Annotated in this window: 21 protein-coding genes and 4 tRNA genes; 8 read left to right on the plus strand and 17 right to left on the minus strand. The window is 61.9% G+C overall.

The features are described 5' to 3' along the window. Positions 1-83: 83 nt before the first annotated feature. The 7 genes from kdpB to KW821_RS19365 form a co-directional block, all read right to left on the minus strand. Positions 84-2,141: a potassium-transporting ATPase subunit KdpB gene (gene kdpB, locus KW821_RS19335; protein WP_218292570.1), complete on the minus strand. Its 2,058-nt coding sequence runs from the start codon at positions 2,139-2,141 to the stop codon at positions 84-86. Then, complete coding sequence (kdpA, locus tag KW821_RS19340; protein ID WP_218292571.1) at positions 2,141-3,823, minus strand: potassium-transporting ATPase subunit KdpA; 1,683 nt, start codon at positions 3,821-3,823, stop codon at positions 2,141-2,143. The genes kdpB and kdpA overlap by 1 nt, the downstream gene beginning before the upstream one ends. Before the next feature lie 500 nt (positions 3,824-4,323). After that, positions 4,324-5,673, minus strand: coding sequence for a glutathione-disulfide reductase (gene gorA, locus KW821_RS19345; RefSeq protein WP_218292572.1), 1,350 nt, complete (start codon positions 5,671-5,673; stop codon positions 4,324-4,326). A gap of 129 nt (positions 5,674-5,802) precedes the next feature. Beyond that, the gene (locus tag KW821_RS19350) at positions 5,803-7,761 is read right to left on the minus strand and encodes an ATP-binding protein (protein ID WP_218292573.1); all 1,959 of its coding nucleotides are present in this window, start codon (positions 7,759-7,761) and stop codon (positions 5,803-5,805) included. Positions 7,762-7,881: 120 nt separating this feature from the next. Then, a complete protein-coding gene (locus KW821_RS19355) occupies positions 7,882-10,962 on the minus strand; it encodes a multidrug efflux RND transporter permease subunit (RefSeq protein WP_042651550.1) in 3,081 nt (1,026 codons plus the stop codon). A gap of 15 nt (positions 10,963-10,977) precedes the next feature. Then, positions 10,978-12,084: an efflux RND transporter periplasmic adaptor subunit gene (locus KW821_RS19360; protein WP_218292574.1), complete on the minus strand. Its 1,107-nt coding sequence runs from the start codon at positions 12,082-12,084 to the stop codon at positions 10,978-10,980. Further along, the gene (locus tag KW821_RS19365) at positions 12,081-12,671 is read right to left on the minus strand and encodes a TetR/AcrR family transcriptional regulator (RefSeq protein ID WP_042651548.1); all 591 of its coding nucleotides are present in this window, start codon (positions 12,669-12,671) and stop codon (positions 12,081-12,083) included. The genes KW821_RS19360 and KW821_RS19365 overlap by 4 nt, the downstream gene beginning before the upstream one ends. Before the next feature lie 256 nt (positions 12,672-12,927). On the opposite strand from KW821_RS19365, the gene KW821_RS19370 reads away from it, so the two are divergent. The 5 genes from KW821_RS19370 to KW821_RS19390 all read left to right on the plus strand — a co-directional run bounded on the left by KW821_RS19370 (position 12,928) and on the right by KW821_RS19390 (position 14,066). Continuing rightward, positions 12,928-13,004, plus strand: a tRNA-Arg gene (locus KW821_RS19370). 51 nt (positions 13,005-13,055) lie between these two features. Next, positions 13,056-13,131: transfer RNA gene (locus KW821_RS19375), tRNA-His, on the plus strand. 20 nt (positions 13,132-13,151) lie between these two features. Then, positions 13,152-13,237 (plus strand) — tRNA-Leu (locus KW821_RS19380). 60 nt (positions 13,238-13,297) lie between these two features. Then, positions 13,298-13,374, plus strand: a tRNA-Pro gene (locus tag KW821_RS19385). 170 nt (positions 13,375-13,544) lie between these two features. Continuing rightward, the gene (locus tag KW821_RS19390; RefSeq protein ID WP_218292575.1) at positions 13,545-14,066 is read left to right on the plus strand and encodes an RICIN domain-containing protein; all 522 of its coding nucleotides are present in this window, start codon (positions 13,545-13,547) and stop codon (positions 14,064-14,066) included. Between the two features lie 281 nt (positions 14,067-14,347). On the opposite strand, the gene KW821_RS19395 is transcribed toward KW821_RS19390, so the two are convergent. From KW821_RS19395 to KW821_RS19425, 7 genes are all read right to left on the minus strand, one after another. Next, positions 14,348-15,160: a Cof-type HAD-IIB family hydrolase gene (locus tag KW821_RS19395; RefSeq protein WP_218292576.1), complete on the minus strand. Its 813-nt coding sequence runs from the start codon at positions 15,158-15,160 to the stop codon at positions 14,348-14,350. Positions 15,161-15,517: 357 nt separating this feature from the next. Then, on the minus strand, positions 15,518-16,558 hold the full coding sequence (locus tag KW821_RS19400) for an alpha/beta fold hydrolase (protein WP_218292577.1): 1,041 nt from the start codon (positions 16,556-16,558) through the stop codon (positions 15,518-15,520). Beyond that, the gene (gene trmH, locus KW821_RS19405) at positions 16,548-17,294 is read right to left on the minus strand and encodes a tRNA (guanosine(18)-2'-O)-methyltransferase TrmH (protein ID WP_218292578.1); all 747 of its coding nucleotides are present in this window, start codon (positions 17,292-17,294) and stop codon (positions 16,548-16,550) included. The genes KW821_RS19400 and trmH overlap by 11 nt, the downstream gene beginning before the upstream one ends. 156 nt (positions 17,295-17,450) lie before the next feature. Then, positions 17,451-19,568: a bifunctional GTP diphosphokinase/guanosine-3',5'-bis pyrophosphate 3'-pyrophosphohydrolase gene (spoT, locus tag KW821_RS19410; RefSeq protein ID WP_042651544.1), complete on the minus strand. Its 2,118-nt coding sequence runs from the start codon at positions 19,566-19,568 to the stop codon at positions 17,451-17,453. Positions 19,569-19,696: 128 nt separating this feature from the next. Then, positions 19,697-19,972, minus strand: coding sequence for a DNA-directed RNA polymerase subunit omega (gene rpoZ / locus KW821_RS19415; RefSeq protein ID WP_005307060.1), 276 nt, complete (start codon positions 19,970-19,972; stop codon positions 19,697-19,699). Between the two features lie 79 nt (positions 19,973-20,051). Next, positions 20,052-20,678, minus strand: a complete 627-nt coding sequence (gmk, locus tag KW821_RS19420) for a guanylate kinase (RefSeq protein ID WP_218292579.1) — start codon at positions 20,676-20,678, stop codon at positions 20,052-20,054. Between the two features lie 295 nt (positions 20,679-20,973). After that, positions 20,974-22,029, minus strand: a complete 1,056-nt coding sequence (locus tag KW821_RS19425) for a glycosyltransferase family 9 protein (RefSeq protein ID WP_218292580.1) — start codon at positions 22,027-22,029, stop codon at positions 20,974-20,976. 96 nt (positions 22,030-22,125) lie between these two features. Between KW821_RS19425 and KW821_RS19430 the strand changes: the two genes are divergently transcribed. Both KW821_RS19430 and KW821_RS19435 read left to right on the plus strand, forming a co-directional pair. Continuing rightward, the gene (locus KW821_RS19430) at positions 22,126-22,839 is read left to right on the plus strand and encodes a 3-deoxy-D-manno-octulosonic acid kinase (protein WP_218292594.1); all 714 of its coding nucleotides are present in this window, start codon (positions 22,126-22,128) and stop codon (positions 22,837-22,839) included. 140 nt (positions 22,840-22,979) lie between these two features. Next, positions 22,980-23,843, plus strand: a complete 864-nt coding sequence (locus tag KW821_RS19435) for a sensor domain-containing diguanylate cyclase (protein ID WP_218292581.1) — start codon at positions 22,980-22,982, stop codon at positions 23,841-23,843. 83 nt (positions 23,844-23,926) lie between these two features. Here the strand turns inward: KW821_RS19435 and KW821_RS19440 are convergent, their stop codons facing one another. After that, positions 23,927-24,784, minus strand: coding sequence for a carboxylate/amino acid/amine transporter (locus KW821_RS19440; RefSeq protein ID WP_218292582.1), 858 nt, complete (start codon positions 24,782-24,784; stop codon positions 23,927-23,929). A gap of 43 nt (positions 24,785-24,827) precedes the next feature. On the opposite strand from KW821_RS19440, the gene KW821_RS19445 reads away from it, so the two are divergent. Next, complete coding sequence (locus KW821_RS19445; protein ID WP_218292595.1) at positions 24,828-25,310, plus strand: DUF6314 family protein; 483 nt, start codon at positions 24,828-24,830, stop codon at positions 25,308-25,310. Positions 25,311-25,511: 201 nt separating this feature from the next. On the opposite strand, the gene KW821_RS19450 is transcribed toward KW821_RS19445, so the two are convergent. Both KW821_RS19450 and KW821_RS19455 read right to left on the minus strand, forming a co-directional pair. Further along, positions 25,512-25,673, minus strand: coding sequence for a hypothetical protein (locus tag KW821_RS19450; RefSeq protein ID WP_082030184.1), 162 nt, complete (start codon positions 25,671-25,673; stop codon positions 25,512-25,514). Next, complete coding sequence (locus tag KW821_RS19455) at positions 25,658-26,557, minus strand: DMT family transporter (RefSeq protein WP_218292583.1); 900 nt, start codon at positions 26,555-26,557, stop codon at positions 25,658-25,660. The genes KW821_RS19450 and KW821_RS19455 overlap by 16 nt, the downstream gene beginning before the upstream one ends. Positions 26,558-26,601 lie beyond the last annotated feature (44 nt).

Genomic DNA, 26,601 nt, shown 5'->3' on the forward strand with positions numbered 1-26,601 from the left:
AGGTCGATCAGCTTGATGCTGATTAATGGGGGGCACCAGCAGGCCATGGATGTTCTCGCTTCCACAACCTGCATCGCGCCCCCTTACACCAGACCCAGGCCAGTGATGACCAAGTCGATCAGCTTGATGCCGATGAAGGGGACCAGCAGACCACCGACGCCGTAGATCAGCAGGTTGCGGCGCAGCAGGCTGGCGGCGGATCCCTTCAGGCTGACACCGCGCAGGGCCAGCGGTACCAGCGCCACTATGATCAGGGCGTTGAAGATGATGGCCGACAGAATGGCGCTCTGCGGGCTGCCCAGCTGCATCAGGTTCAGCGCACCCAGCTGCGGATAGGCTGCGATGAACAGGGCCGGCAGTATGGCAAAGTACTTGGCCACGTCGTTGGCGATGGAGAAGGTGGTCAACGCCCCCCGGGTCACCAGCAACTGCTTGCCCACCAGCACCACGTCCAGCAGCTTGGTGGGATTGGAGTCCAGATCCACCAGGTTGCCCGCCTCCTTGGCGGCCTGGGTCCCTTCGTTCATGGCCAGACCCACGTCGGCCTGGGCCAGCGCCGGAGCGTCGTTGGCACCATCACCGCACATGGCGACCAGCCGGCCATCGGCCTGCTCCTGGCGGATGTAGGCCAGCTTCTTCTCGGGGGTGGCTTCGGCGATGAAGTCATCCACCCCGGCCTCGGCGGCGATGGCGGCGGCGGTCAGCGGGTTGTCGCCGGTGATCATCACGGTGCGGATCCCCATGTGGCGCAGGATCTGGAAGCGGGCCTTGATGCCGGGTTTGATGATGTCCTTGAGGAACACCACCCCCAACAACTGCTCCTGGGTGCAGACCAGCAGCGGGGTGCCGCCCTGGCGGGCTATGTGGTCGACCGCCTTCAGGACCGGCTCCGGCACCGCCTTGCGCTCGAGGGAGAGGTAGTTGAGCACAGCATCCACGGCCCCCTTGCGATATTGATGACCGTTGCGATCCAGTCCGCTCAACCGGGTCTCGGCGCTGAACGGGATCAACTTGTCACTCTCCAGTTGGCTCGGCTTGGCCATGCTCTTGCCTGCCAGGGTCAGGATGGACTTGCCTTCCGGTGTATTGTCACCGAGGGAGGCCAGCATGGCCGCCTGGGCCAGCAGGGAGGGATCCACCCCGGGGGCCGGGATCAGCTCGTCGGCCATGCGATTGCCGAAGGTGATGGTGCCCGTCTTGTCCAGCAGCAGGGTTCGCACGTCACCGGCGGCCTCCACGGCACGACCCGACTTGGCGATCACGTTCAGCTTCACCAGCCGGTCCATGCCGGCGATGCCGATGGCGGAGAGCAGGCCGCCTATGGTGGTCGGGATCAGGGTGATGAACAGGGCGATCAGGTAGAGCCTCGGCACCTGGGTACCGTTGTAGTCGAGGAACCAGGGCAGGGTGGCGACCACCAGCAGGAAGATCAGGGTCAGCCCCACCAGCAGGGCATCGAGCGCCATCTCGTTCGGGGTCTTCTGGCGCTTGGCCCCTTCCACCAGCGCAATCATCCGATCCAGCGTGCTCTCCCCCGGATTGTTGCTGACCTTTACCCAGATCTCGTCGGAGACCACTGTGGTGTTGCCGGTCACGCCGCTGCGGTCGGTGCCGGATTCGCGGATGACGGGGGCGGATTCGCCGGTGATGGCGGCCTCGTTGACCGAGGCGATGCCGGCCACCACCTCACCGTCGGCCGGGATCATCTCGCCGCTGCGCACCAGCACCAGATCCCCCTTCAGCAGGCTGGTGGCCGGCACCCATTCCCCCTGTCCATCGCGAGGATCGCTGACCTTGCGGGCCCTGAGCTGGCTCATGCCCGCCTTCAGGCTGTCGGCGCGCGCCTTGCCGCGCCCTTCGGCCAGGGTTTCGGCGAAGTTGGCAAACCAGAGGGTCAGCCAGAGCCAGGCGGTCAGCTGCCAGGCTAGGCTGGGGGCTACTCCCGACAGGGGTTGGCCCAGTAGGGATTCCACGGTCGCCATCACGGCGGCCAGCCAGAGGGTAAACAGTATGGGGCTGCCAAACAGTGCCTTTGGGTTGAAGCGATAGAGCGCCTCGATCATGGCCTGTACGACTTGCGAGCGCTGTTTCTTGGCCTTCACCTTGTTGGTGCGGGCTGTCATGGAGATGGACTTGCTCATTAGAAAGCTCCCTGTATCAGGCTCAGATGTTCGGCCACCGGTCCCAGTGCCAGCAGTGGCAGGAAGGAGAGGCCGCCAATCAGCAGTACTGTGATGATCAGCAAGGTAATAAACAGTGGCCCCCGGATCGGGAAGTCACCTTCACCCGTCTCCTGGCGCGGGGCGCGGGCGAGCTGGCCGGCGATTGCCAGCACAGGGATGATGTAACCGAAGCGACCGAGCAGCATGGCCAGGCCGATGGCGATGCACTGCCAGCTATCGGCGGCGGCAAAGCCGGCGAAGGCGGAGCCGTTGTTGCCGGCAGCTGAGGCGTAGGCATAGATCAGCCGTGACAGGCCGTGGGGGCCGTCGTGACCGATGACGGTGGCGGCATCCGGCATCAGCAGGGTCACGCCACCGATCACCAATACCCCGACCGGCATCACCAGCATGCTGGCGACCACCCACTTCATCTCGGTGATGCCGAGGCGCTTGCCCAGATAGGTCGGCGTGCGACCCACCATGAGGCCACACAGGAACACGGTCAGTAGCACGAACAGCATCATGCCGTAGATACCGGCACCCACGCCGCCGAACACCACTTCACCCAGCAGCATGTTGATCATGCCGACCATGCCGGCGAGGGGGGCAAAGCTGTCGTGCATGGCGTTGACCGAGCCGTTGGAGGCGGCCGTGGTCGCCACTTCCCAGATGCTGGAGAGCACTGGGCCGAAGCGGCTCTCCTTGCCTTCCCAGTTGCCCATCTGAGTGGTGAGGTGAGCGAGGGCGGGATCCGGCTTTATCTCCTGGGAGAGGGAGAGGCAGAGCCCCAGCACCAGCATGATGGTCATGGCGATGAGGATGGCGCGACTGTGGGCCACGTCCTTCACGTAGCGGCCCAGGGTGCAGACCATGGCGGCGGCTATGGTGAGCAGGGCGACCATCTCCAGCCAGTTGGTCAGGGCGGTCGGGTTCTCGAACGGGTGGGCCGAGTTGATGCCGAAGAAGCCGCCGCCGTTGGAGCCGAGCTGCTTGATGGCGATCTGGGAGGCGGCAGGGCCGAGCGGCAGCAGCTGTTCCTGACCTTCCAGGCTGTGGAACGGCAGATAGGCCGACAGCGTCTGGGGCACCCCCTGCCACACCAGCAGCAGCGCCATGATCAGCGCCATCGGCAGCAGCACATAGAGGCAGAAGCGCACCAGATCCTGCCAGAAGTTGCCAAGGTGGGTGGTTTGCTGGCGGGCTATGCCGCGGAACAGGGCGATGGCGACGGCCGCGCCTGTCCCGGCGGAGACGAAGTTCTGGGTGGTGAGCCCCACCATCTGGCTGAAGTAGGAGAGGCTGGCCTCACCGGAATAGGCTTGCCAGTTGGTGTTGGTCATGAAGCTGACCGCCGTGTTGAAGGCCAGTTGCCAGCTCAGTCCCGGCAGTTGCTGCGGGTTGAGGGGCAGCAGGCCTTGCGCCATCAGGATCAGGAACAGCAGGCCGAAGCCGGCGCCGTTGAAGGCCAGCAGGCTGAGGGCGTAGGACTTCCAGTCCTGCTCCCGGCCATCGGTGCCGCAACAGGCCATAGTCGCTCGCTCGATGGGGGATAGCCAGCGGCTCTGCCCCTCGAACACCTTGTACATGTAGTTGCCGAGCAGGGGTGCCGGCAGCAGCACCAGCAGCACGAAGGCCACCGGATAGATTATTTCTTGCCACATATTGGATCCCTCACTCGTGGTCACTGTGCATCAGTGCACGCATTGGATAGCCCGCGAGGCCCGGCTGCCCGCAGGCCACCGGATGGATAATTACTTGCCGCATCTTCAAGTCCCTCACTCGTGGCTGCGCGTTAACGCACGCAGCAGATAACCCAGCAGGGCGAGGACCAGCAGCAGATATAGCCAATTCATAACGACTCCGTTGAGATGATTAGCGCCGAAAGCCGATGTAAAACCACATCGACCCCTTGGCTGTAATTGACGTCTCAAGGGTATGAAGAAGGGGCGTAAAGGCGCCATAAAGCACCCGGTGACGGGCGTAAAATCGGCGTAAAAAGCGGGGGTTACTGAGCGACAAGATAGAAAAAACCCGGCCTTGGCCGGGTATTTTGAGGGTGGGGTGCCGCTAGCGCATGGTCACGAACTCTTCCGCTGGTGGGGTGAGAACGGCAATGCAGTGATCGAAGCCAGCCCTGATGTGGGGTCAGCTTCGCATGTGCTTAACGCATGGTGACAAACTCTTCCGCGCTGGTGGGATGAATGGCCACGCAGTTGTCGAAGTCCGCCTTGGTGGCCCCCATCTTCATGGCCACGCCGAAGCCTTGCAGTATCTCGTCCATGGCGAAGCCGATGCCGTGTAGGCCGACCACTTTTTCTTCCGGCCCGACGCAGACCAGCTTCATCCGGGTGGGCTGGCGGTGCTGGGTCAGCGCCGAATACATGGCGGTGAACTGGCTGCGGTAGACCTTGACCTGGCCCTCGCCGTACTCGGCGATAGCCTCCGGCTCGGTCAGGCCTATGGTGCCGATGGGCGGGTGGCTGAACACCACGGTCGGCACCAGATCGTAGTTGAGGTGCTCGCTGGGCTTGTTGTTGAACAGCCGCTCCGAGAGGCGTCGGCCGGCGGCGACGGCGACCGGCGTGAGCTGGATGCGACCGGTGTTGTCACCCACCGCATAGAGATTGGCCACCGAGGTGTTCTGGAACTTGTCGGTCGGGATATAACCCTTGGCATCGAGCGCTATACCGGTGGCCGCCAGGTTCAGCCTGTCGGTCGCCGGTGCCCGGCCAATGGCCCAGATCAGGCAGTCGACGGTGAGGTGGCGGCCATCTTCCAGCTGCAGAGTCAGGCTGTCATCGGCGTTCTTGATCACCGCCTTGGGGATGGCGTGGGTGTGCAGCTTGGGCCCTTCCTGCGCCATGATCTCCACCAGGGTCTCCTGGATCATGGGGTCGAAGTTGCGCAGCGGCGCTTGCTTGCGCACCACCAGGTGGGTTTCGCTGCCGAGCGCCTGCATCACGCCGGCGATTTCGACGGCGATGTAGCCGGCACCCACCACGGCCACCCGCTTGGGTTGTGCCTGCAAGGCGAAGAACCCATCGGAATCTATACCCAGTTCGGCACCGGGAATGGTGGGCACCTCGGGATGACCGCCGGTGGCGATCAGTATGTGGTCGGCGCTGTAGTGCTCGCCATCCACCTCGACCGTGTTGCTGTTGACGAAGCGCGCGAAGCCCTTGATGACGGTGATCTGGTTCTTGCCCAGCACATTCTCATAGGACTGGTGGATGCGGCTGATATAGGCCTGGCGGGATTCGACCAGCTTGGCCCAGCTGAAGTGGTTGAGGGTGGTGTCGAAGCCGTAGTCGGCGCCGTATCTCAGGGCATCGGCGATCTGGCCGGCATACCACATGGCCTTCTTGGGCACACAACCGACGTTGACGCAGGTACCCCCCAATGCCTTGGCTTCGATCAGGGCGACTCTCTTGCCATACATGGCTGCCCGGTTGGCCGAGGCGATGCCGCCGCTGCCGCCGCCGATGGCGATATAGTCAAAATGCTGTGCCATTGCGAGGTTCTCCGCTCGTTAAGAATGCAATCACAGCATGATGGGGATAAAGCGGCTGGCTCACAAGAGCCAGGTAGGGTCTATCGAGGTTTCAGCGGCGGACGCCTCAACCTCGACAGCCCCTCGGCATCAGTGATGCTGGGTGGGCAGGCGGATATGGAAGTGGGCTCCCTGGCCCAGCTCGCTGGCACAGTGGATGCGACCGCGCAGCAGCTGCACCACCAGGTTGTAGATGATGTGGGTGCCGAGGCCGCTGCCCCCCTGACCCCGCTTGGAGGTGACGAAGGGATCGAAGATGCGCGGCAGTATCTCGGGCGGGATGCCGCGGCCATTGTCGCTGTAGTCTATGGTCAGCTCGTCCTCCCGCTGCTCCACCCTGATGGTGATCTTCTTCGGCCTGTCCCAGTCATCGAAACCGTGGTGGATGGAGTTGAGGATGAGATTGGAATAGATCTGGGTGAAGCTGCCGGGGAAGGAGTAGATGGTCAGCTTGGGATCGCACTGGATATCGACCTCGCACTGGGCCTTTTTCAGCTTGTGGCCGAGGGAGACCACCACCTGATGCAGGTTGTCGGCCAGGCTGAAGTTGTAGCGCGCCTCGGACGACTGGTCGACCGCCACCTGCTTGAAGCTGGCGATGAGCTCGGAGGCGCGTCTCAGGTTGCCCTGCAGCAGTTGCATGGACTCATCCAGGTTGACCGTGAATTCGGTCAGGTAGGAGCGCGAGAGTTGCTTGGCCTCGATGTGTTGCTTGAAGTCGGCCACCCGCTCCTGCAGGTAGGAGGAGGCGGTGACGCTGATGCCGATGGGGGTATTGATCTCGTGGGCGACCCCCGCGACCAGCGACCCCAGCGAGGCCATCTTCTCCGACTCCACCAGGGTCTGCTGGGCCCGCTTCAGCTCGTCATAGGCCTTGCCCAGCTGATCGTTGGCGTCGCTCAGGCTGCGGGTACGCTCCACCACCTTGCCCTCCAGCTGTTCGTTGAGCGAGATGATCTCCCGCTCCACCTTCTTGAGGCGGGTGATGTCATAACCGAAGCCAATCAAATACTTGAGGTTGGGGCCTTCGTAGAAGGGGGCGAAGGTCCACTGCAGGACGAGCTCGTGGTCCTGCTGATCGTGCATGACGATCTCCCGGTCTTCGAGGGAGCCCTGGTTGGCCAGGATCTCTGCCAGTTCCGCCCGCTGCTCCTTGCTGACGAACAGATCCAGCCAGTTGTGCTGCAGTATCTCCTGATGGTGATAGCCGGTGAGCAGGATGGCCGCCGGATTGATGCTGGCGATGTTGAGATCCGGCTCCATGCAGCAGATGACCATGTTGGCCGAGTTGATCAGGGTGGCGGAGAAGTCCCGCTCCTGCTGCAACTGCTCGACCGCCTGATGGCGGGCCGTGAACTCATCGTTCAGGCGGGTGCGCATCTGGTTGAGGGTGGCGGCGAGGGAGTCGAATTCGTCGGGGTTCTTGCGGGGCAGGCTGCGCCCTTCCAGGGTCAGCTCCACCGCCAGCCGATCCAGGCTCAGTTTCTGGGCGTAGCTGACGATGCGGTTGATATGACGGATCACCAGGTAGTAGATGATGATCAGGATGCAGAAAGAGACGACCAGGGTCTTGATGGTCTGGCTGACCATGATCAGCACGGATTTCTCGATCAGGCGCTGGTAGATCTGCTCCAGCGAGGCGGCGACGAACAGCTTGCCGACCACTTCCCCCTGATAGGTGAGGCTGAACTCGCGGGAGATGTCGTACTGGTCCTTCTCCACCCCCTGGGTCAGCAGCGGCACCTCGGAGTTGCCCAGCATCTCCTTGACCATCACGAACTGCATGTTGGGCAGGTTCATGATGCCTTCGATCTGGACCTTGACCTGCTCCTCATCCAGGTTCCACAGGCTGGCGGAGATGGGCTGCAGGAAGGAGGCTTCGATCTGGTCGATGCTGTCCTCGATGACGGTCACATCCTTGTTGTAGTCCCAGGCGAGCTGCAACACCGTGATGATGAGCGCCAGCGCTGTGCTGCAGATCAGAATGTAGGAGAGCAGGCGGTAGGAGAGCCCGTTGCGGCCGACGGCCTTGGAGAAGATCCCTGACATGGCATCCTTGCGGTCCGGAGAAAGTGCCGTTTAGTTTAACTGCTTCATAGACTTATGTCGTGCGTCATCAAACGGATAAAAATAAGGCCCCTTGCGGGGCCTTATTCATCTGGCTGAGCCTTAATGACTCCCTTTCGCCTTGGACGGAATGGATTCATCGAATTCCGGCAGCGGTTTGTGTTCGGAGGCCAGATAGGTGTAGATCACCGGCAGCACGAACAGGGTGAACAGGGTGCCGATGGCCAGACCGGCCACTATCACTATGCCGATGCTGAAGCGCTGGGCGGCGCCGGCGCCGGCGGCGTAGAGCAGCGGGATGAGGCCCGCAATCATGGCCGCGGTGGTCATCAGGATCGGGCGCAGTCGCACCTTGGCGGCCTGCATCACGGCCTGTGTCCGGTTCATGCCGTGCAGCAGCTGTTCTTCCTTCGCCACCTCACAGATCAGGATGCCGTGCTTGGTAATCAATCCAACGAGCGTGATGAGACCGACCTGTGAGTAGATGTTCATGGTGGCCAGTCCCCAGGCCAGCGCGATCAGGGCGCCGCTGATGGCGAGCGGGACCGAGACCATGATCACCAGGGGGTCACGCACGGATTCGAACTGGATCGCCAGCACCAGGAAGATGATGGCAAGGGCCAGGGCGAAGGTGGCGTAGAGCGCGTTGCCTTCGGTCACGAACTGGCGAGCCTCCCCCATGAAGTCGTAGCGATAGCCTTGCGGCAGCTTCTCTTCGGCGGTGGTCTTGAACCAGTTGATCGCATCACCCATGGCCACACCCGGTGCCGGTACGGCGCCTATGGTGGCCGAGTTCAGCTGGTTGAAGTGGGGCAGGGCACGGGGCTCACCCACCACTTCGATGCTGATCAGGCTGCCGAGCGGGATCGACTTGCCATCGGCGGCACGCACGTAGTAACCCTTCATGGATTCAGGGTTCAGGCGGAACTTGCGCTCTACCTGCGGGATCACCTCGTAGGAGCGGCCATCCAGATCGATGCGGTTGACGTAGCCATCCGCCATCATGGTGCCCATGGTGGTGCCAATGTCCTGCATGGTGATGCCGTAGGCACCGGCCTTGTCCTTGTCGATCTTGATCTTCATGGTGGCCGAGTCGTAGTTCAGATCGAGATCCGAATAGACGAACTGACCGTTGGCGTGGGTAGCCGCCAGCATCTCACCCGCGATCAGGAACAGGCTCTCGAAGCTGTTCGGGGTGGTGATGACGAACTGGATGGGCAGACCGCTTGAGGCACCCGGCAGCTCGGGGAACTGGAAGGTGGTGATGGCCATCCCTGGGATGTCCTTCACCAGACCGGCGACCCTATCCAGCACCTCTTTCTGGCTCGCCTCACGCTGGCTCCAGGGCACCATGGAGGCGATGCCGAAGGCCTGGTTGGCGTTGAACACCCCGGAGAAGACCTGGGAGTAGGCGATTTCCGGCTGGTCATCCAGGATCTTGTTCACGTCCTGCATGGTGTTCTCGATGTAGTCCAGGTTGGCATTGGACGGCGCCGTCCCCAGCACGGCCATAACGCCCTTATCCTCGGACGGGGCCAGCTCGCTCGGGATGAACTTGAACAGCAGCGGCAGGCTGCCGAACACGATGACGGCGAACAGTATGACCACGATGCGGTGCTGCATGACCGCATGCAGCATGCGATCGTAGCGGTCCGTCATCCGATCCAGCAGGTGATGCACAGTGCTCTCGAACTTGTTCGGCGTCTCGTTGGCCTTGAGCATCTTGGAGCACATCATGGGCGACAGGGTCAGGGCTATGATGCCGGAGACGAACACCGCCCCCGCCAGGGTGAGCGCGAACTCCTTGAACAGGGAGCCGGTGATGCCCCCCATCAGGGCGATAGGCGCGTACACCGCGGCCAGGGTCACCGTCATGGCGATGACCGGCACGGCGATCTCCCGGGTACCGATAATGGCGGCCCTGAACGGTTCTTCCCCCTCCTTGATGTGGCGGTCGACGTTCTCCAGCACCACTATGGCGTCATCCACCACCAGACCGATTGCCAGCACCATGGCCAGCAAGGTCATCAGGTTTATCGAGAAGCCGAACAGATCCATCATCATCACCACGCCGATCAGGCTCAGCGGAATGGTGATGATGGGGATGATGACGGCCCGGAACGAGCCGAGGAACAGGGTGATCACCACCAGTACGATGGCGGCCGCCTCCAGTATGGTCTTGATTACCTCGTGGATGGACTCGTTGATGGCGATGGTGGAGTCATACAGGATGTTGACCTGCATGGTGCTCGGCATGTTGCTCTTCAGGCTCGGCAGCAGCTCCAGCACATCGTGGGCGATGTTGATGGGGTTGGCGGTCGGCGCCGCGTTGATGGCAAGTACCACGGCCTCGCGGCCGTTGGCGCTGGCGCGATAGATGTCGTGACTCTTCTCCAGCGACACCTTGGCGATGTCGGAGAGACGGATCACCTTGCTGTCGCGGGTCGCCACCACCAGACGCTTGAGCTCATCGGTGCCGCTGACCTGGGTCTCGGCGTTGCCGTTGAACAGGGTGAAATAACCGGTCGCCTGACCGGTGGCCGACTGATAGTTGTTGCTGTTGAGCACCGTCATCACGTCGCTGGAGGTCAGATCGAAGGCCGCCATCTTGGCCGGATCCAGCCATACCCGCAGGGCAAACTCGACCCCGCCATAGAGATCGATCTTGGAGACCCCGCCGACGGTGAACAGCTGGGGCTTGATGACCCGTTCCAGGTAGTCGGTGATCTGGCTGGAGTTGAGCTCTGGGCTGGTGAAGCCCATGTAGAGCACCGCCGTGGTGGAGCCGGTGGAGGAGGTGACCGAGGGGTCTTCCGCCTCTTTCGGCAGCTGGGAGCGCACCGAGTTGACCTTGGCCAGGATGTCGGACAAGGCGGCGTTGGGGTCGGTGTTCAGCTTCATGTAAGCCGTCACGGTGGAGCTGCCCAGCTGGCTGGAGGAGGTCATGAAGTCGATGTTGTCGGCTTGCGCGACCGCCTGCTCCAGCGGCTGGGTGATGAAGCCCTGGATCAGATCGGCACTGGCACCGTAGTAGCTGGTGCTGACCGTGATCACGGTGTTGATCACCTCAGGATATTCCCGCACCTGCATCTTGAAGATGGCCTGGAAGCCCAGCAGGGCTATCAGGAAGCTGAGCGAGATCGCCAGCACGGGCCTTTTTATAAATGTGTCAGTAAATCGCATCGCAGATCTCCGCGCTTACAGCATCGGGGTTTGTGCCGGAACGGCAAGGGCATCGTTGTCGACCACGCGCACCTTGGTATCGTTGCTCAGGCGAACCTGACCCGACAGCACGATTTCGTCGCCAGCCTTGATGCCTGACAACACATGGACGTCATTGCCGCGACGCTCACCCGCCTTGATCACCACCTGCTTGGCGCGTTTCGCACCGTCTGCTGCGTGAATGACATAGACGTTCTCGCCATACAGGGTGAAGGAGATGGCGGATTGCGGGATCACTATCTGATCTTTCACCGTGGGCAGGATGATGCTGGCACGGGCGAACATGCCGGAACGCAGCTGACCCTCGTTGTTCGGGATGTCTGCCTGCACCTGGATCAGGCCGCTCTGGTAGTTGACCGCCGGCTCGATGGCGGTGATCTGACCGTCAAACTGGGCCTGGGGATAGGCATCCACGTTGATCTTGATGACCTGGCCGAGGGAAATCTTGGAGATGTCGGTTTGGGGCACGGTGAAGCGCAGACGCATCACGCTGGTGTCTTCCAGTCGCACTATCTCGGAACCTGGCTCCAGATACTGACCGAGGAAGACGTTGCGCAGGCCCACGACACCACCGAAGGGGGCACGGAGCTCACGACGGGTGATGGTGGCCTTCAGGCTCTCGATGTCGGCTTCCAGCGAGCGGTAGCTGGCCTCGGCATCGTCCAGTTGATCCCTGGAGATGGAGTTCTTCTGGTACAGGTTCTGGTAGCGCTCGAACTTGGCCCGGGCCGCCGGCAACTTGGCTTGTGAAGATTGCAGATTGGCTTTCTCCACGCCGGAGTCCAGGCTCAGCAGCAGCTGATCCGCCTTGACCTGGGCGCCGGATTCGAAGCTGATCTTGTCGATGGTGCCCGCCAGCTCGCTGGAGAGGGTGACCCCCTGATAAGGCTCGATGAAACCGATCGCTTCTATGGTGGGTATCCAATCCTGCGCCTTGGTCACCGTGGCGGTCACCGGGAATTCGGGCTCGGGTCGGTTGGCCATGAACTCGGCAATCTTCTTCTGCTTGAACATATTGAAACCGATGACACTGCCAAACAGGGCGAGTGCTATCAGCAACATGATGGCCATCCACTTTTTCATGAACAGGCTCCTGTGATGGAAAAATTAGGGTTTAAAATGGCATTCCAGCTGGCCTTGACCACAGTCTCCAGCTGTTCCTGCGTCAATACAAAGGGATGGAACTGGCGTTGTAGAGCCATGTTTGCCACACAGTCCAGGCTCAGCACCTGCAGCGCCCGGACGGGTAAATCGATAAACAATCCTTGTTGGCGTCCCTGTTCGAAGAAGCGCTCAAGTGGCGCCCACGTCGCCATTATGACCGGATTCCGTTCCAGTTCAGCCCCCAATGGAGAACTTTCGTACTGTAATTTGCATTTGAGTGCATTGGGTTCATTGGCAAAAATGGCATTGATGTTGAGCCACAGGCGCCGGTACTGCCGATATGACACTTCCTCAATCTGCACCCCCTCCATGATCCGGGGATGACACTTGAGGATGGTGTGCTGATATAGCTGGCGGATCAGGTCATCCTTGTCACTGAAGTAACGGTAGATAGTGCCTGCTGCCACCCTGGCTTTCTTGGCGACCACGGCGATGGACAGGCCATAGAAGCCCTGCTCGCCGAGCACCTCGTAGGCCGCATCGAAGATGCGCTCTTTCTTATTCATGACCCTGTGACTATATCGGCTGAATGAACGTTCATTCATTCTAGGTAGGGAAGAAGCCAAGTCAAGTGACTGAACCCGTTTCCCCCCACAAAGGGTACAGAACCGTAACAGAGGGATGCCATTTCGGTCCCAGACGGCGAGAAGTGGCATAAAACTGTACGAAGTGATTGAAAAACAAGCGCTTGATTCATCGCAATAAAAAAAGAGTAGACAAGGTGGGCGCCATCATTAATAATCCGCCCCGTTCGACAGCGTAGCGCCCGTAGCTCAGCTGGATAGAGCGCTGCCCTCCGGAGGCAGAGGTCACAGGTTCGAATCCTGTCGGGCGCACCATCATAAGTGTGCCGGTTAAACGGGCGTTGTTGTGGAACGAAAACAGCTGTGGTGGCTGTAGCTCAGTTGGTAGAGTCCCGGATTGTGATTCCGGTTGTCGTGGGTTCGAGCCCCATCAGCCACCCCATTTTACAGCTTGTCAGGTATGCGAAGGTGGCGGAATTGGTAGACGCGCTAGCTTCAGGTGTTAGTGCCCCCCGGGTGTGAGGGTTCGAGTCCCTCTCTTCGCACCATACTTGCTGTATGACGAGGATGACCGTCTGGTCGTCTTTGTGTTTTAAGAAGTACCCCATCGGTGATTAGCGCAGCCCGGTAGCGCATCTGGTTTGGGACCAGAGGGTCAAAGGTTCGAATCCTTTATCACCGACCACATTATGAAAACCCCGCTTCGGCGGGGTTTTTGCTTTTCAGCCTTGCCTGCCAGCGTCCTGTCACGTCTTATTACATTTCTGTTGGCGCCTGCTCGCCTCGAGTCCGTTATGCTGGGCGTCAGAGCCACGAGACAGTGGACATCCTCGAACACATCCAGGCACAGGCGATATGCACCACCATACCTTTACCCTTCACTCCTGCGTGCTCGCCCTGGCGGCTCTGCTGCTCGGCGGTTGTGCGTTGCAACCCAAGCCGAAGGATCTCCTGATGGCCGCCGCGCCCAAGTCGTCCATGGCGGCAGCGCCGGCCACGATCGTGACCAGCGGCGGATTCTGCGTGACCCTGAGCGAGCAGGGGACGCTGCTGACCCAGCCCTGCGATCAGAGCCCAAGCCAGCAGTTCAGCTGGGATGTGGGGGCCCTGCAGCTGGCCCAGCGTTGCCTGATCGCCAACGGCGCTGATGAGCTCGCCATGGGGGACTGCCAGGATGGCAGCCGTCAATGGCAGTGGCAGGACGATCGGCTGTTCAATCGGCAGGCCTCCCTGTGTCTGGATGTGGCCGGCAGCCGCCACAAGCCCGCGGTCCCGCTGCGGCTGGTCGAGTGTTTTGGCGGTGCCAATCAGAGCTTCGAGTGGAAGCGATCCGGCAGCATGCTGGATCTCCTGAGCCTGGAAAATCTCGCCTGGTAAGATCGGTCACCGGTTTGTGAAGGCGCCGCTCAGTATGGCGGCGACAGCTTGGGGCAGACTCTGGATGTCGTGCAGAGGCACCAGACGGCAGATATCCTCATGGCCCACCCTCCAGCGCGTCCAGCCGGCTTATCAGCAGGGCCTGGATGCCTTGCAGTTGATCCGCCCGGCGCAGTGTTTAGATCAAAGGAGTGCGACCACCATTTCAGGCGATGAGTGCCTGCCGTTGAAACGATGGCCTTATGGCCATGGCGACCCGGGGATCGCCAGGAGAGGGGCTATCAGGCGGTGCCGACGGTACTGAGGGCGAACAGCTGCTCCAGGTAGACGGCAACGCCATCTTCATCGGCAGTCAGGGTCTGCTCGTGGTCCGGCAGGGCCAGCTTGAGGCGGTCGTGGGCGTTGCCCATCACCACACCGCGACCCACCATGCTCAGCATCTCGAAGTCATTCATGCCATCCCCGAAGGCGATCGCCTGGGACATCTCCAGCCCGTTCTGCTCCAGCACGGCACGCACCGCGTTGCCCTTGTGCACCCCGGCGTGCATCACTTCCAGGCAATCCGGCAGGGAGAAGGTGACGTTGAGTCGATCACCATAATGCTGGTTGAGCTTGGCCTCGATCTGCAGCAGTTGCTCGTGCTCGCCGATGTAGAACACCTTGTTGATCTTGTCCGTCGGGTGAGTGCTGAAGTCGACCAGGCGGTAGGCGAAGCCGGACTCTTCATGGAACTGCAGCATCTTGGGCATCTCTTCTTCCACCAGCCACTCGTCGCCGTAGTAGACGTTGAGGTGGATGTCGGGGTCCCGCTCCAGCGCGATCAACTCGGCCGCGACTGTGCTCGGCAGCGTCTGGTTGAAGATGAGCCGATCCTGCTTGTCATGGACCACGGCGCCGTTGGAGGTGATGAGGTAGATGTCCAGCCCCAGCGCGTCGCGGATGCTGCGCACATCCACATGGTGACGGCCGGTGGCCACCACGAACTTGATCCCCTGATCGACCAGACGGTGCAGGGTGTCACGGGTGCGGGGGGAGATCTGGTGCTGCTTGTTGAGCAGGGTGCCATCGAGATCGGATACAACTACCTTGAACATCATTACCTCGGCATCAATTGAACGCCGGGGCAGTGTACCCCAGCGTTTTGCGTCGCCCCATTTATTTAGGGATCCAAAAAATAACCAGACTTAGGGTCTGTTGGCGTTTCGGCACAAACCGCGTTGCTGTGACAAATGACACCAGGCTAGGCGCGGGACGCTGGCAATGGCCATTCCCTTGGCAAGTCCTGCAACAACGCATGGCGTCATTTGCCGTGCAACCCGCAGGGACGGGTCAATTTTTTGTGCGTAACGTCGTTACTCGACGACTCATTTGGGCGACCAAACTTCGCATCTCGCGCCTAGCTACGCGCAAAAACTGACGCCGTCGCGGTCGTGACGAAATGTCAACAGACCCTAGAAGCGGGCGAAGAAGTCCAGGGTCGCGGTCAGTGCGGGCAGGCGCTGGGCATCGGCCTCGATAAACAGCTCGTGCCAGCCCCCCTCGATCCGCAACGGCTGGCCCCCTTCACACTGGAGTCGGGCACAGAAGCTGTCCTGTGCCAGGTTGTCGACTATGCCGTCTTCCCCCGCCTGGATCAGCAGCAGCGGCGTCTTGATCCTGTCTGCCTCCGCGATGGCGGCATCCCCGGCCTTGATGCCCTCGCGGATCCAGTGCGCCGTCACCCCGCCCAGCTTGATCTGCGGACGCTGCTCATAGAGCTGGCGGAACGCCTGATAGCGGGGCTCGCTGTGGCTCAGGCCATTGTCGGCAAATTCATGAGAGACATAGCCGGCCTGGCCCGGGCCATAGGGGGGCTCGCCCCACCAGCTGCCGACGGTATCCATGGTGGCCGCCAGCCCCTGAGCCAGCCATTTGGGCAGGCCGCCGAGGTTGATGCCCAGCATGGGGGAGGAGAGCACGGCCGCCTTGATGTCATCCGGCCAGCGTTCCAGATAGCGCGCCGAGATGGCGCCCCCCATGGAGTGGGCCAGCAGGAACAGCTTGGCAGGCTGGTCCGCGACTATGACCTCGTCGTGGAACTGCTTCAGATCCAGCACATAGTCGTCGAAGTCGGCGACATAGCCCTTCTCCGGATCGGCCAGCATGCGGCCGGACAGCCCCTGGCCGCGGTGATCGATGAGGTAGAGGCTGTAGCCCTGACGCCACAGATCCCAGGCCAGCTCCTGATACTTGAGGTAGCTCTCGACCCGGCCGTTGACGATGAGGATGGCTCTGTCCACCTTGGCCTGGCGCAGGGCGGCGTAGCGGATGCTGACCCCGTCCTTGCCCTTGAACTCCCCTTCGACCGCATGGTCGCGCCAGAAGTCGGGCAGGGTCTGCTGATACAGGGCCGGGACCTCGGCTTCCGTGGTGAGGTGATAGGGGTTGTTCACGGCGAGGGCTCCGGCAGAAAACAGGGTCAGGGCCAGCAGCGGCAGGCAGTTAACTTTCATCGGATGGATACTCCATGTCCATAGGGTCTTCCTGTTGTGCGGCCCAGCCCTTGCGGGTCAGCTGCATCCGTTGCCACCAGGCCTCGTCTGCCAGGATCTCGCCCGCCGGGCCGAGCTGGGGGTAGGGCATCTCTTTTTCTTTGCAGAGCTGGGCATAGATGGGATAGCCCCCCTCGAACAAGATGCTGTTCTGCTCCTCCAGGCTGAGCGGGCAGCCGCGCTGGTAGCAGCCGGCCAGCTCGCGCTGGCGCTGGGCCTCGTACAAGATGGCGGCGGCGGCCACCGAGACGTTGAGGGACTGCACCATGCCCACCATGGGGATGACGATATGGTGATCGGCCAGCGCCAGCGCCTCCTCCCCTATGCCGTGCTTCTCCTGGCCGACCAGGATGGCGGTGGGTCTGGTGTAGTCGATGGCACGAAAGTCCACCGAGCTGTCCGAGAGGTGGGTCGCCAGGATCTGCATGCCGGCGGCCTTCAGCTCGCCGACGGCGGTGCCTATGTCCGGGTGCAACTGCACATCCACCCAGTTCTGGCTGCCACGGGCGGTGCCCTTGCGGGGATGAATGGAGGTCTTGGGCCAGACCGCATGCACCCTGTGGATGCCGATGGCATCGGCGGTGCGCACTATGGCGGCCAGGTTGTGAGGCTTGTGGACCTCTTCCATACAGACGGTCAGATCGAGCTGGCGCATGGCCAGCATGTCGGAGATGCGTTTGAAGCGTTCAGGTGTCATATCAGTTTCTATGCAGTGAGGCTTGTGCACTCTTCCCGTACATGCAGACGGTCAGGTCGAGCTGGCGCATGGCCAACATATCGGAGATCCGTTTAAAGCGTTCGGGAGTCATGGGTTGTCTCTATAAAAGCAGCAGGCGGCTTGCGCCGCCTGTGTTCAGTTCTTCTGTCGGCTCACCCTGAGCACGTTGGGCATCACGCGGATCTTGCGCATGATGTTGGCCAGATGGATGCGGCTCTTGGTGGTGATGAGCAGGGTGACCAGATAGACCCGGCCATCCTTCTCTTCGGTGCTGATGGCGTGGATGTTGGCACCGGTGGCGGCAATCACGTTGGCCAGCTCCGCCAGCGCCCCCTGATGGTTGATGATCTCGATGCTGATACCGGTGCGGAATTCCTGCTCCTGCTCCTGGTCCACTTCCCACTGTACCGGCAGGTACTTGTCCGGTTCGCGGCTGTAGCCCTTGATGTTGCGGCAGGACTCCTGGTGGATCACCAGCCCCTTGCCCGGACTGAGGTGAGCGATGATGGCATCCCCCGGGATCGGGCGGCAGCAGTTGGCGAAGGTGACCAGCATGCCGTCGGCCCCCTTGATCGGCATCTTCTTGCTGCTGGACTTCGGCTGTTCTTCCGGCGGCAGCTCATCCCCCAGCATGCGGCGCGCCACCATGACGCTCATGGCGTTGCCGAGACCGACGTCGGCCAGCAGGCCCTGCAGGTTCTCGTGCTTGGTGTCGGCCAGCACCTGCTTGATGCGCGGCTCCGGGATGTCTTCGATGTTCTTGACGCCGAGCGCATGGTTGAGCAGGCGGCGACCCAGCACCACCGACTCTTCGGTGCGCAGGTTCTTGAGGAACTGGCGGATCTTGGAGCGCGCCTTGGTGGTCACCACGAAGTTGAGCCAGGCCGCATTGGGACGAGCACCCGGCGCCGTGATGATCTCCACCGTCTGGCCCGAGTGCAGCGGGCTGCTCAGCGGATAGGGGTGTCTGTCGACCCGGGCGCCGACGCAGGCATGGCCGATGTCGGTGTGCACCGTGTAGGCGAAGTCCACCGGGGTGGCGCCGGCGGGCAGCTCCATGATGCGGCCCTCCGGGGTGAAGACATAGATCTCGTCCGGGAACAGGTCGGTCTTGACCCCTTCGATGAACTCGAACGAGCTGCCGGCGCTCTGCTGCAACTCCAGCAGGCTCTGCATCCAGCGCTGGGCGCGGATCTGGGCCGTGGTGCCCGAGCTGTCGCCATCCTGCTTGTAGGCCCAGTGGGCGGCGACGCCCTTGTCGGCCATCTGATCCATGAACTCGGTGCGGATCTGCACCTCGACCGGCACCCCGTGCGGCCCCACCAGGGAGGTGTGCAGCGACTGGTAGCCGTTGGTCTTGGGGATGGAGATGTAATCCTTGAAGCGGCCGGGGCGCGGCTTGTAGAGGCTGTGCATCTGCCCCAGCACCCGGTAACAGGTATCTATGTCCTTCACCCTGACGCGAAAGGCGTAGATATCCATTACCTCATGAAATTGCAGCTCTTTTTTCTCCATCTTGTTGTAGATGGAGAACAGGTTCTTCTCGCGGCCGCTGACCTGGGCGTCGATGCCGGCCTCGCGCAGGCGACCCTCAATCTCGCTCTGGATGGAGTCGATGATCTCGCGGCGATTGCCGCGGGCGCGGCGCACCGATTCCCGCAGCACCCGGGAGCGCATGGGGTAGAGCGCCTCAAAGCCGAGCTCTTCCAGCTCGTTCTTCATGGTGTGGATGCCGAGCCGGTTGGCGATGGGGGCGAAGATCTCCAGCGTTTCGCGGGCGATGCGGCGGCGCTTGTCCGGGCGCAGTGAGCCCAGCGTGCGCATGTTGTGGGTGCGGTCGGCCAGCTTGATCAGGATGACCCGGATATCCTGGGTCATGGCCATCATCATCTTGCGGAAGTTCTCGGCCTGAGCTTCCTTGCGATCGCGGAACTTCAGCTTGTCGAGCTTGGAGACGCCCGAGACCAGCTCGGCGACGGCCTTGCCGAACAGCTCGGCCAGATCGTCCTTGGTGACCGGGGTGTCTTCGATGACGTCGTGCAGCACGGCCGCCATCAGGGTTTCATGATCGAGACGCATGTCGCCCAGGATACGGGCCACGGCAACCGGGTGGGTGATGTAGGGCTCGCCGCTGGAACGCATCTGTCCCTGGTGGGCATCACGGGCCACCACATAGGCTTGCCTGAGCTTCTCAACCTGCTCGGATGGCAGGTAGGAACTGGCTATTTCTTTAAGGTTTTCAAATAAATACAAGACAGTCCCCGCAGCGGTGAAACGGCAATCCGTGGAATTGAGGGTATGCCTCTGAGTTTGCGAGGTTTTCGAGCGGTTGTAAATGGGAAGAAGTCGGCACCCGGGCGGGTGCCAACCGGAAGAATTACTTAACCGCGGCCTTCGGCGATGGCAGCAACGGCAGCCAGCTCGGCGGCTTCCTGCTCTTGCTGCTCGTAGCGGTCCTGGGTGTCCATCACTTGATTGTTCACCAGACCCAGCTCGATCTCGCGCAGGGCGATCACGGTCGGCTTGTCGTTCTCTTCGTCGACCAGGGGATCTTTACCTTGTACCGCGATTTGACGGGCGCGGCGCGCGGCGACCAGCACCAGGTCAAAACGGTTACCTACCTGTTTTACAGCATCTTCTACAGTAACGCGTGCCATGCAGGACTCCAGTGTTTAGGCTTTCTATGGTTAGAAAAGCGGTGTTTAAAAATGACGCAAAAGTTTACTTGTTTTCGGCCTATTCTGCCAGTAACTGTTGCAGCAAGTTTTGTTGGGCCCGCTGTTGCTGGTGCATTTCCAGCCGCTGGCACTCGATGATGGCCCTGAGCTGGAACAGCGCCTGCTCAAAGTCGTCGTTGATAATGACATAGTCATATTCGTCATAGTGCACCATTTCGGCAATGGCTTTCGCCATCCGGCCGGCAATCACCTCGGCGCTGTCCTGGCCGCGCCCGATCAGACGCTGCTCCAGCTCCTGGCGGCTGGGGGGCAGGATGAAGATGGATTTGGTCGGCATCAGCTCGCGGATCTGGCGGGCACCCTGCCAGTCGATATCGAGGAAGACGTCTATGCCCTGGGCCAGACAGGCTTCGATGGCTGCGCGGGAGGTGCCGTAGTAGTTGCCGAACACCTCGGCCCACTCCAGAAAATCGCCGCGGGCGATCAGTTCCTTGAAGGTTTCCACCTGCACGAAGTGATAGTGCACCCCGTTCTCTTCACCGGGACGCATGGCGCGGGTGGTGTGGGAGACCGACAGCTGCATCTTGCCAGCATCGTTATGGTTGGTCAGCAAGGCATTGATCAGGCTGGATTTACCGGCCCCGCTCGGAGAAGATATGATGTAGAGAGTGCCTTGTTGCGCCATGTCTGTACCTTTAAGCGATGACAGTGTTTTGGTTGTAGCAGAGACCGCCGTCTTGTGCCCAGAAGGGAGACAGTCGATCGCAAAACACGGAAAAATCAGAATCAGGGGGATGTAAAGGCGGCAAATGTTAGCAGATGACGGCGGATAAAAAAACGGCCGGAATCATATTCCAGCCGATCAAAGTATTCGTAGCTTGCTGCGGGAGCGTTACCCACAGCCCGCATTCTGCCTCGCCCGGGAGGGGAGGGCCATCAGATTATCCCAGCCTCATGGATCGGAATTTCCGAGTTCCCCCTCAGTTGGGCAGCTGGCGATCCGCGCAGAGCCGATCGAAGGTGGCGATGACCCGCTCGCTCGTTATCTTGCTCATGGCGTCCGGATCCTTGAGACGGGTACGCCAGCTCAGCTCGGCCAGGGGCTTGCCGGTCTCCTGCTCGATCAGCTCCTGGTAGACGCTGACCGCATAGTCGCGGCACAGATAGGGGCCGGTGCGCGCCGGATTGTGATGGGCATAGAGGCCGATGACCGGGGTGCCGACCAGGGTGGCCATGTGGATGGGGCCTGTGTCCGGCGCCAGCACCAGGCTGGCTTCGGCGATCAGCGCCAGCAGTTGCTTGAGGTTGGTCTGTCCCACCAGATCGACCGGCTGGCTCAGGCTCAGTCGCTGGATGTCGGCGGCCAGCTCCAGCTCCAGTTTGGCGGGGCCGCCGCAGAGATAGACCTGAAAGCCCTTGCTGGCGGCGTGATCCGCCAGGGCGGCATAGCCTTCGGCGGTCCAGTTCTTGAACGCCTTGCTGGCGGCGGCGCAGATCAGCAGGGTCGGCTTGCCGCCAATCTTCTCCCGCGCCCAGGCTTGATGCTCGGCGCTGATGGGCAGTTGCCAGTCCGGGGTCAGATCCCGGATGCCGAGCTCTGCGGCGAAGGCGAGGAAGCCGTCGAGCACATGGGGGGAGGCGGGGGAAGGCACCCTGTGGTTGGTGAACAGCCACTGGCCGTCGTTGGCACGTTCCTTATCGAAGCCGAGTTTTACTTTGGCCTTGATGCCGAGGGTGGCGATGCTGGCCCGCAGGGCGGCCTGCAGGTGGAGCAGGGCATCGAACTCGCGCCCCTTGAGGGTCTGCCACAGCGCGCGATAACCGCGCCAGCCCTGGCTCTTGTCGAAGGCAATGACCTCCACCCCGGGCAGATCGGAGAAGAGCGTCGCCTCGATTTTCCCGGTGATCCAGGTGATGCGGGTCTCGGGCCATGCCCGTTGAATGACGCGCACCAGCGCCAGTGCGTGGCAGCAATCCCCGATGGCGGAGAGCCGCAGGATGCAGATGGAAGAGGGCGGCGTTTGGAACAACGGCATGATGTGGCGCAATGGTGGCAAAATGGATGGATGGCATTATGCAAACTCCCTTGTGGATTGTAAAATTGCGCCCATCTACCGATCGGAATTCTCATGATGTTGACACAGACCGCCCATAACCAGATCTGCTGGTATGCCGAAGGGGCCTTTCGTGACCCTTCCCCTGCGTTGTTCGACCCGGCCTGGTGGCAGACGCACCGCCAGGTGGTGGGCTCCTCCATCGGTCGCGGGGTGACCTGGTTTGTGAAGGATGAGTCCCGTCATCTGGTGCTGCGCCACTACTACCGCGGAGGCCTGGTGGGCAAGGTGGTGCGGGATCGCTTCTGGTTCGAAGGGGTGGAGACGAGCCGCGCCATGGCCGAATATCGCCTGCTGGCCCAGCTGAGCGAGCAGGGTCTGCCGGTGCCGCGTCCGTTTGCGGCTCGCATGGCCAAGCAGGGTCCCTTCTATCGCGCCGATATCCTGATCGAGCGCATCCGTGGCGCCAAGGATCTGGTGGCGCTGCTCAAGCAGGGCGCCATCGCCGGCGAGGTGTGGCACCGGGTGGGCCAGACTGTACGCCAGCTGCACGATGCCGGCGTCTATCACGCCGATCTCAACAGCCACAACCTGCTGCTCGATAAGGATGGCAAGGTGTGGGTGATCGATTTCGACAAGGGCGCCATCCGCTCCCCCGGCAGCTGGCAGCAGGCGAACCTGGAGCGGCTGCTGCGTTCCTTCAACAAAGAGTCCCAACTGCACACCAGCTTCCACTTCGTGCCGGAGAACTGGCAGGCGCTGATGGCGGGCTATCAGGGGCTCGCTGGTTAAGCCCCAATTGCATACAGGCTTTCACTCGGTGTAGACGTTGGTGGCGGGCCATCAGGGAAAAGCGGGCCCAGCCTGTTGCTCGGCACTGGCGCCAATGCTACTTATTGAGCTGCGATTCAAATCCGGTGTCGAGGCGTGTGATGGAAAGGTATGAGACTCCCTGGGTAGAGGCCGTGGCCCGGCTTGAGATGGCCCTGGTGACGGAGGCCATGGCACTGCTGGAGGCCGGGATCTGGACCTGGTCGGTCGAGCAGGGGTTGAGGCGCGATCCCTCCTGCCTGCAACTGTTGGGGCTGGGTGAGTGTGGGCTGGACGATCTCGGCTGGCTGGCACGGGTACACCCGGACGATGCCGCCCGGCTGGAGGAGGCCATCCGCGCCTGTCAGGGGGGCCACAGCAACGGGCTGCGGCTCGAGTACCGCATCCTGCACCATCAGGGCCATTATGTCCGGCTGGAGGAGCGGGTGCGCAGCGACGAGCAGGGTCATCTGCTGGGGGTGGTGCGTCACCTCGATCCGGCGGCACCCCCGCTGGGCGATCGCCACGATACCGATCCGCTCACCGGCCTGGAGAGCCGCGGTCACTTCGAGCTGCTGCTGGATGAGCGGCTGGCCGGCGAGAGTGGCAACTTCTGCCTGCTGCAGTTCACCGTGGATCACCGCAGCAAGATATTGCAGCTGTTTGGCGAGGCGGCCTGCGACGCCATGCTGGCGAAACTGGCCCGCATAGTGCGTCACGAGCTGCGACGGGAAGATCCCTTCGCCCGCTGGGACGAGGATGGCTTCATCCTGATGCTGTCACAGACCGATCGCCTGAGCGGCCTGGAGATCGCCGAGCGGCTGCGGATGGAGATTGCCGACGCCAGCCTGCTGCCGGAGCGGCCGGTGACCGTCAGCATCGGGCTGGTGCAGAGCCAGCCCGCCGAGCAGATCGATCACCTGCTGGCCCGGCTGGCCTCCTGCCACGGCCAGGCCAGACGGGAGCACAACACCGTCATAGGTTGATTTTTAGTCAGCGCTCACTCACCCGCTGACACCGGTGGGTCCAAAGAGGACCTGCATCAGCGGGCCTGGCGGTCGGCTGATCGTCAGTTCGCGCTACGCGCCGGCTGACGCTGGCAGATCCAGAGGGAGGCCAGCATCAGCAGGCCACCCAGGCTGAGCCTGATCAGGTCGGTATCCTTGCCCCAGAGCACCAGATTGACCAGCAAGCCGGCCGGGATCAGGGCGTTGTTCATGATGGCCAGCACGCCGCTGCTGACCAGGGTGGCGCCCTTGTTCCACAGGAAGTAACCCAGCCCGGATGCCCCCACCCCCAGCCAGAGCAGTATGCCCCATTGCAGGTTGGTGCTCGGATATTGGGGCTGACCCAGCATCAGCCAGGCGGGCAGGGCGACGGCCAGGGCGCCGAGGTAGAAGCAGCCGAACACCGCCAGCTGGGGCGGTTGCTGTGCCTCACGCGCCAGCAGCACCTTGTAACCCACCTGCCCAAGGGCGAAGCAGAGGTTGGCCCCCTGCACCACCAGAAACCCCAGTACATAGTTCTCGGTCAGGCCATCGAAGCGGATGACGGCCGCGCCCAGCACCGCCAGCAGGGCCCCCCACAGATAGGTGGGCTTGAATCTGGATTCCAGCATGTCGTGGAGCAGGGTGACATAGATGGGGGTGAAGATGGTGAACACCAGCACTTCCGGCACCGTCAGCAGCAGGAAGGAGTGGTAATAGAACAGGTACATGATGCCGAGCTGGATGGCGCCGAGCGCCATCAGCTTGATGACCAGCGCGGGACGCAGCCAGCGCCGGCGCAGGAAAGGCAGGAACACCAGGCTGGCGAGGGCGATGCGGGTCAGCACGGAGAAGTAGGCATCCACCTGGCCGGCGAGGTAGACCCCGATCAGGCTGAAGGAAAAGGACCAGAGCAGGGTGACCCCTATCAAGTAGTTCATGTGATTGAATTGTCGTCAGTTGTCAATTTTGGAGGGCGCTATGATGGCCGAGTTGGAAGCCGCGATCCAGCGTTTATGGGAACAGTTGCCACAGATCGGAGCTTTTGCCTTCGAGGCGAGTAACGGGGCCGGTTCCGCGACCGACTGGAACGGCCGTGGCGAGGGGGAGGTGCGGGTGACCGATCATCAGGGAGGCTGGCTGTTTACGGAGCAGGGGCGCTACACCACGCCCCATGGCCGGGTGCTCGCCATGCACAACAGCTTCTGGTGGCAACGCGGCGAGCGGGGGATTTCTCTCTCCCACCTGCGCCATGAGGCCCCGGTCCTGCTGTTCGAGCTGTTACCCCAGTCGGATGGGCGCTGGCTCACCGCCGAGCCGCACCTCTGCGGTCAGGACCACTACAGCGCCGAGCTGAGCCCCCGCCAGGAGGGAGGCTTCCTGCTCAACTGGGAGATCCGTGGCCCACGCAAGAACGAGCGGCTCGACTACCGCTATGGCGTGCAGCCAGCTGTGCAGCCGGGTTGAAGTTCATCTTGAGGGGCTTGCTGTTTAGCGCGGCCCAGGCAGGCACGAGCCGAGCCATTGCCGAGCCCGGTGCCGCCATCAAAACGCGGCCATAAAAAAACCGGCGCAGAGCGCCGGTAGCGGGGACGAATCGGAGGTTTTTTAAAACGGTCCCAAAAAACAGGAGAGATACACTCTCGTCACACATTCAGAAACGGGTATTCAGGCACTTAGGGCATAGCTCAGCATGGCCTGCAGCTTGCTGTCGAAGAACCAGGGCAGGGTCAGCATCAGCAGGCCGAGCACGCCGGCCAGCCGGTGGCGATACTGCCAGCCAGCAATCAGCACCAGACCGCCACACAGGGTGGTCAGGATGCCTGACATGGGGTCGCCTCCCGCTGGGTGCGGCGCTGTTGGGCCCACTGGTTGAGGGCCACTGAACCCAGGATCAGCGCCAGTGCCACACCCGTGGTGGACTGGATCTGCTCGCCGAGGAACAGGGCACCCAGCATGACGCCGAACAGCGGCACCAGGTAGTTGCTGAAGGAGGCGAAGGTCGGGCCCGCCTTCTGGATCAACGCCATGTAGAGGAAGTAGACCAGGCCGGTACAGAACACGCCCAGCACGGCGACGGCGCCGATGGCATGCTGGCTCGGCAGGGTGAGGGCGCTCAGATCGGTCACGAAGGGCGCGGCCAGCAGCAGCTGCACGGCGGAGGAGATCAGGATGTTGCGGGCCACCACCACGGGGTGGTCCTTGGCGAAGCGCTTGATCATCAGCAGGCCGATGGCGAAGCAGCTGGCGCCGAACAGTATGCCGATGGAGCCGAGCAGGCCGGCATTCATGCCGTTGGCCAGTTTCGGCCAGAACAGCACCAGCACGCCGACGAAGCCGACGGCCACGGAGATCAGGCCGCCCTTGGTGATTCTTTCACCAGAAATAAACAGGGGCGCAGCCAGAATGGTCACAAAGGGGATACAACCCATGACCACGGCGGCGATGGCGCTATCCACATACTGCTGGCCCCAGGCCACCATGATGAAGGGGATGGTAGCGTCGAGCAGGGCGATCATCATATAGGTGCGCCACGGCGTGTGCTCGCTCTTGAGGCGCATGAACAGGCAGAGCAGACCCAGGGTCAGGCTGCCGCACACGGCACGTCCGGCGGCCACCATGATGGGGGGCAGCTCGGCGACGGCCTGATGCATGAAAATGAACTGGGAGCCCCACAACAGGCCGATCGCCAGCAACAACAGATAGCTACGCATTTTAATCTCCGATGTAATTTGCCCGCGCATTCTATGCAATCTGC

The sequence above is a fragment of the Aeromonas sp. sif2416 genome (assembly GCF_019218665.1).
GTDB lineage: Bacteria > Pseudomonadota > Gammaproteobacteria > Enterobacterales > Aeromonadaceae > Aeromonas > Aeromonas encheleia.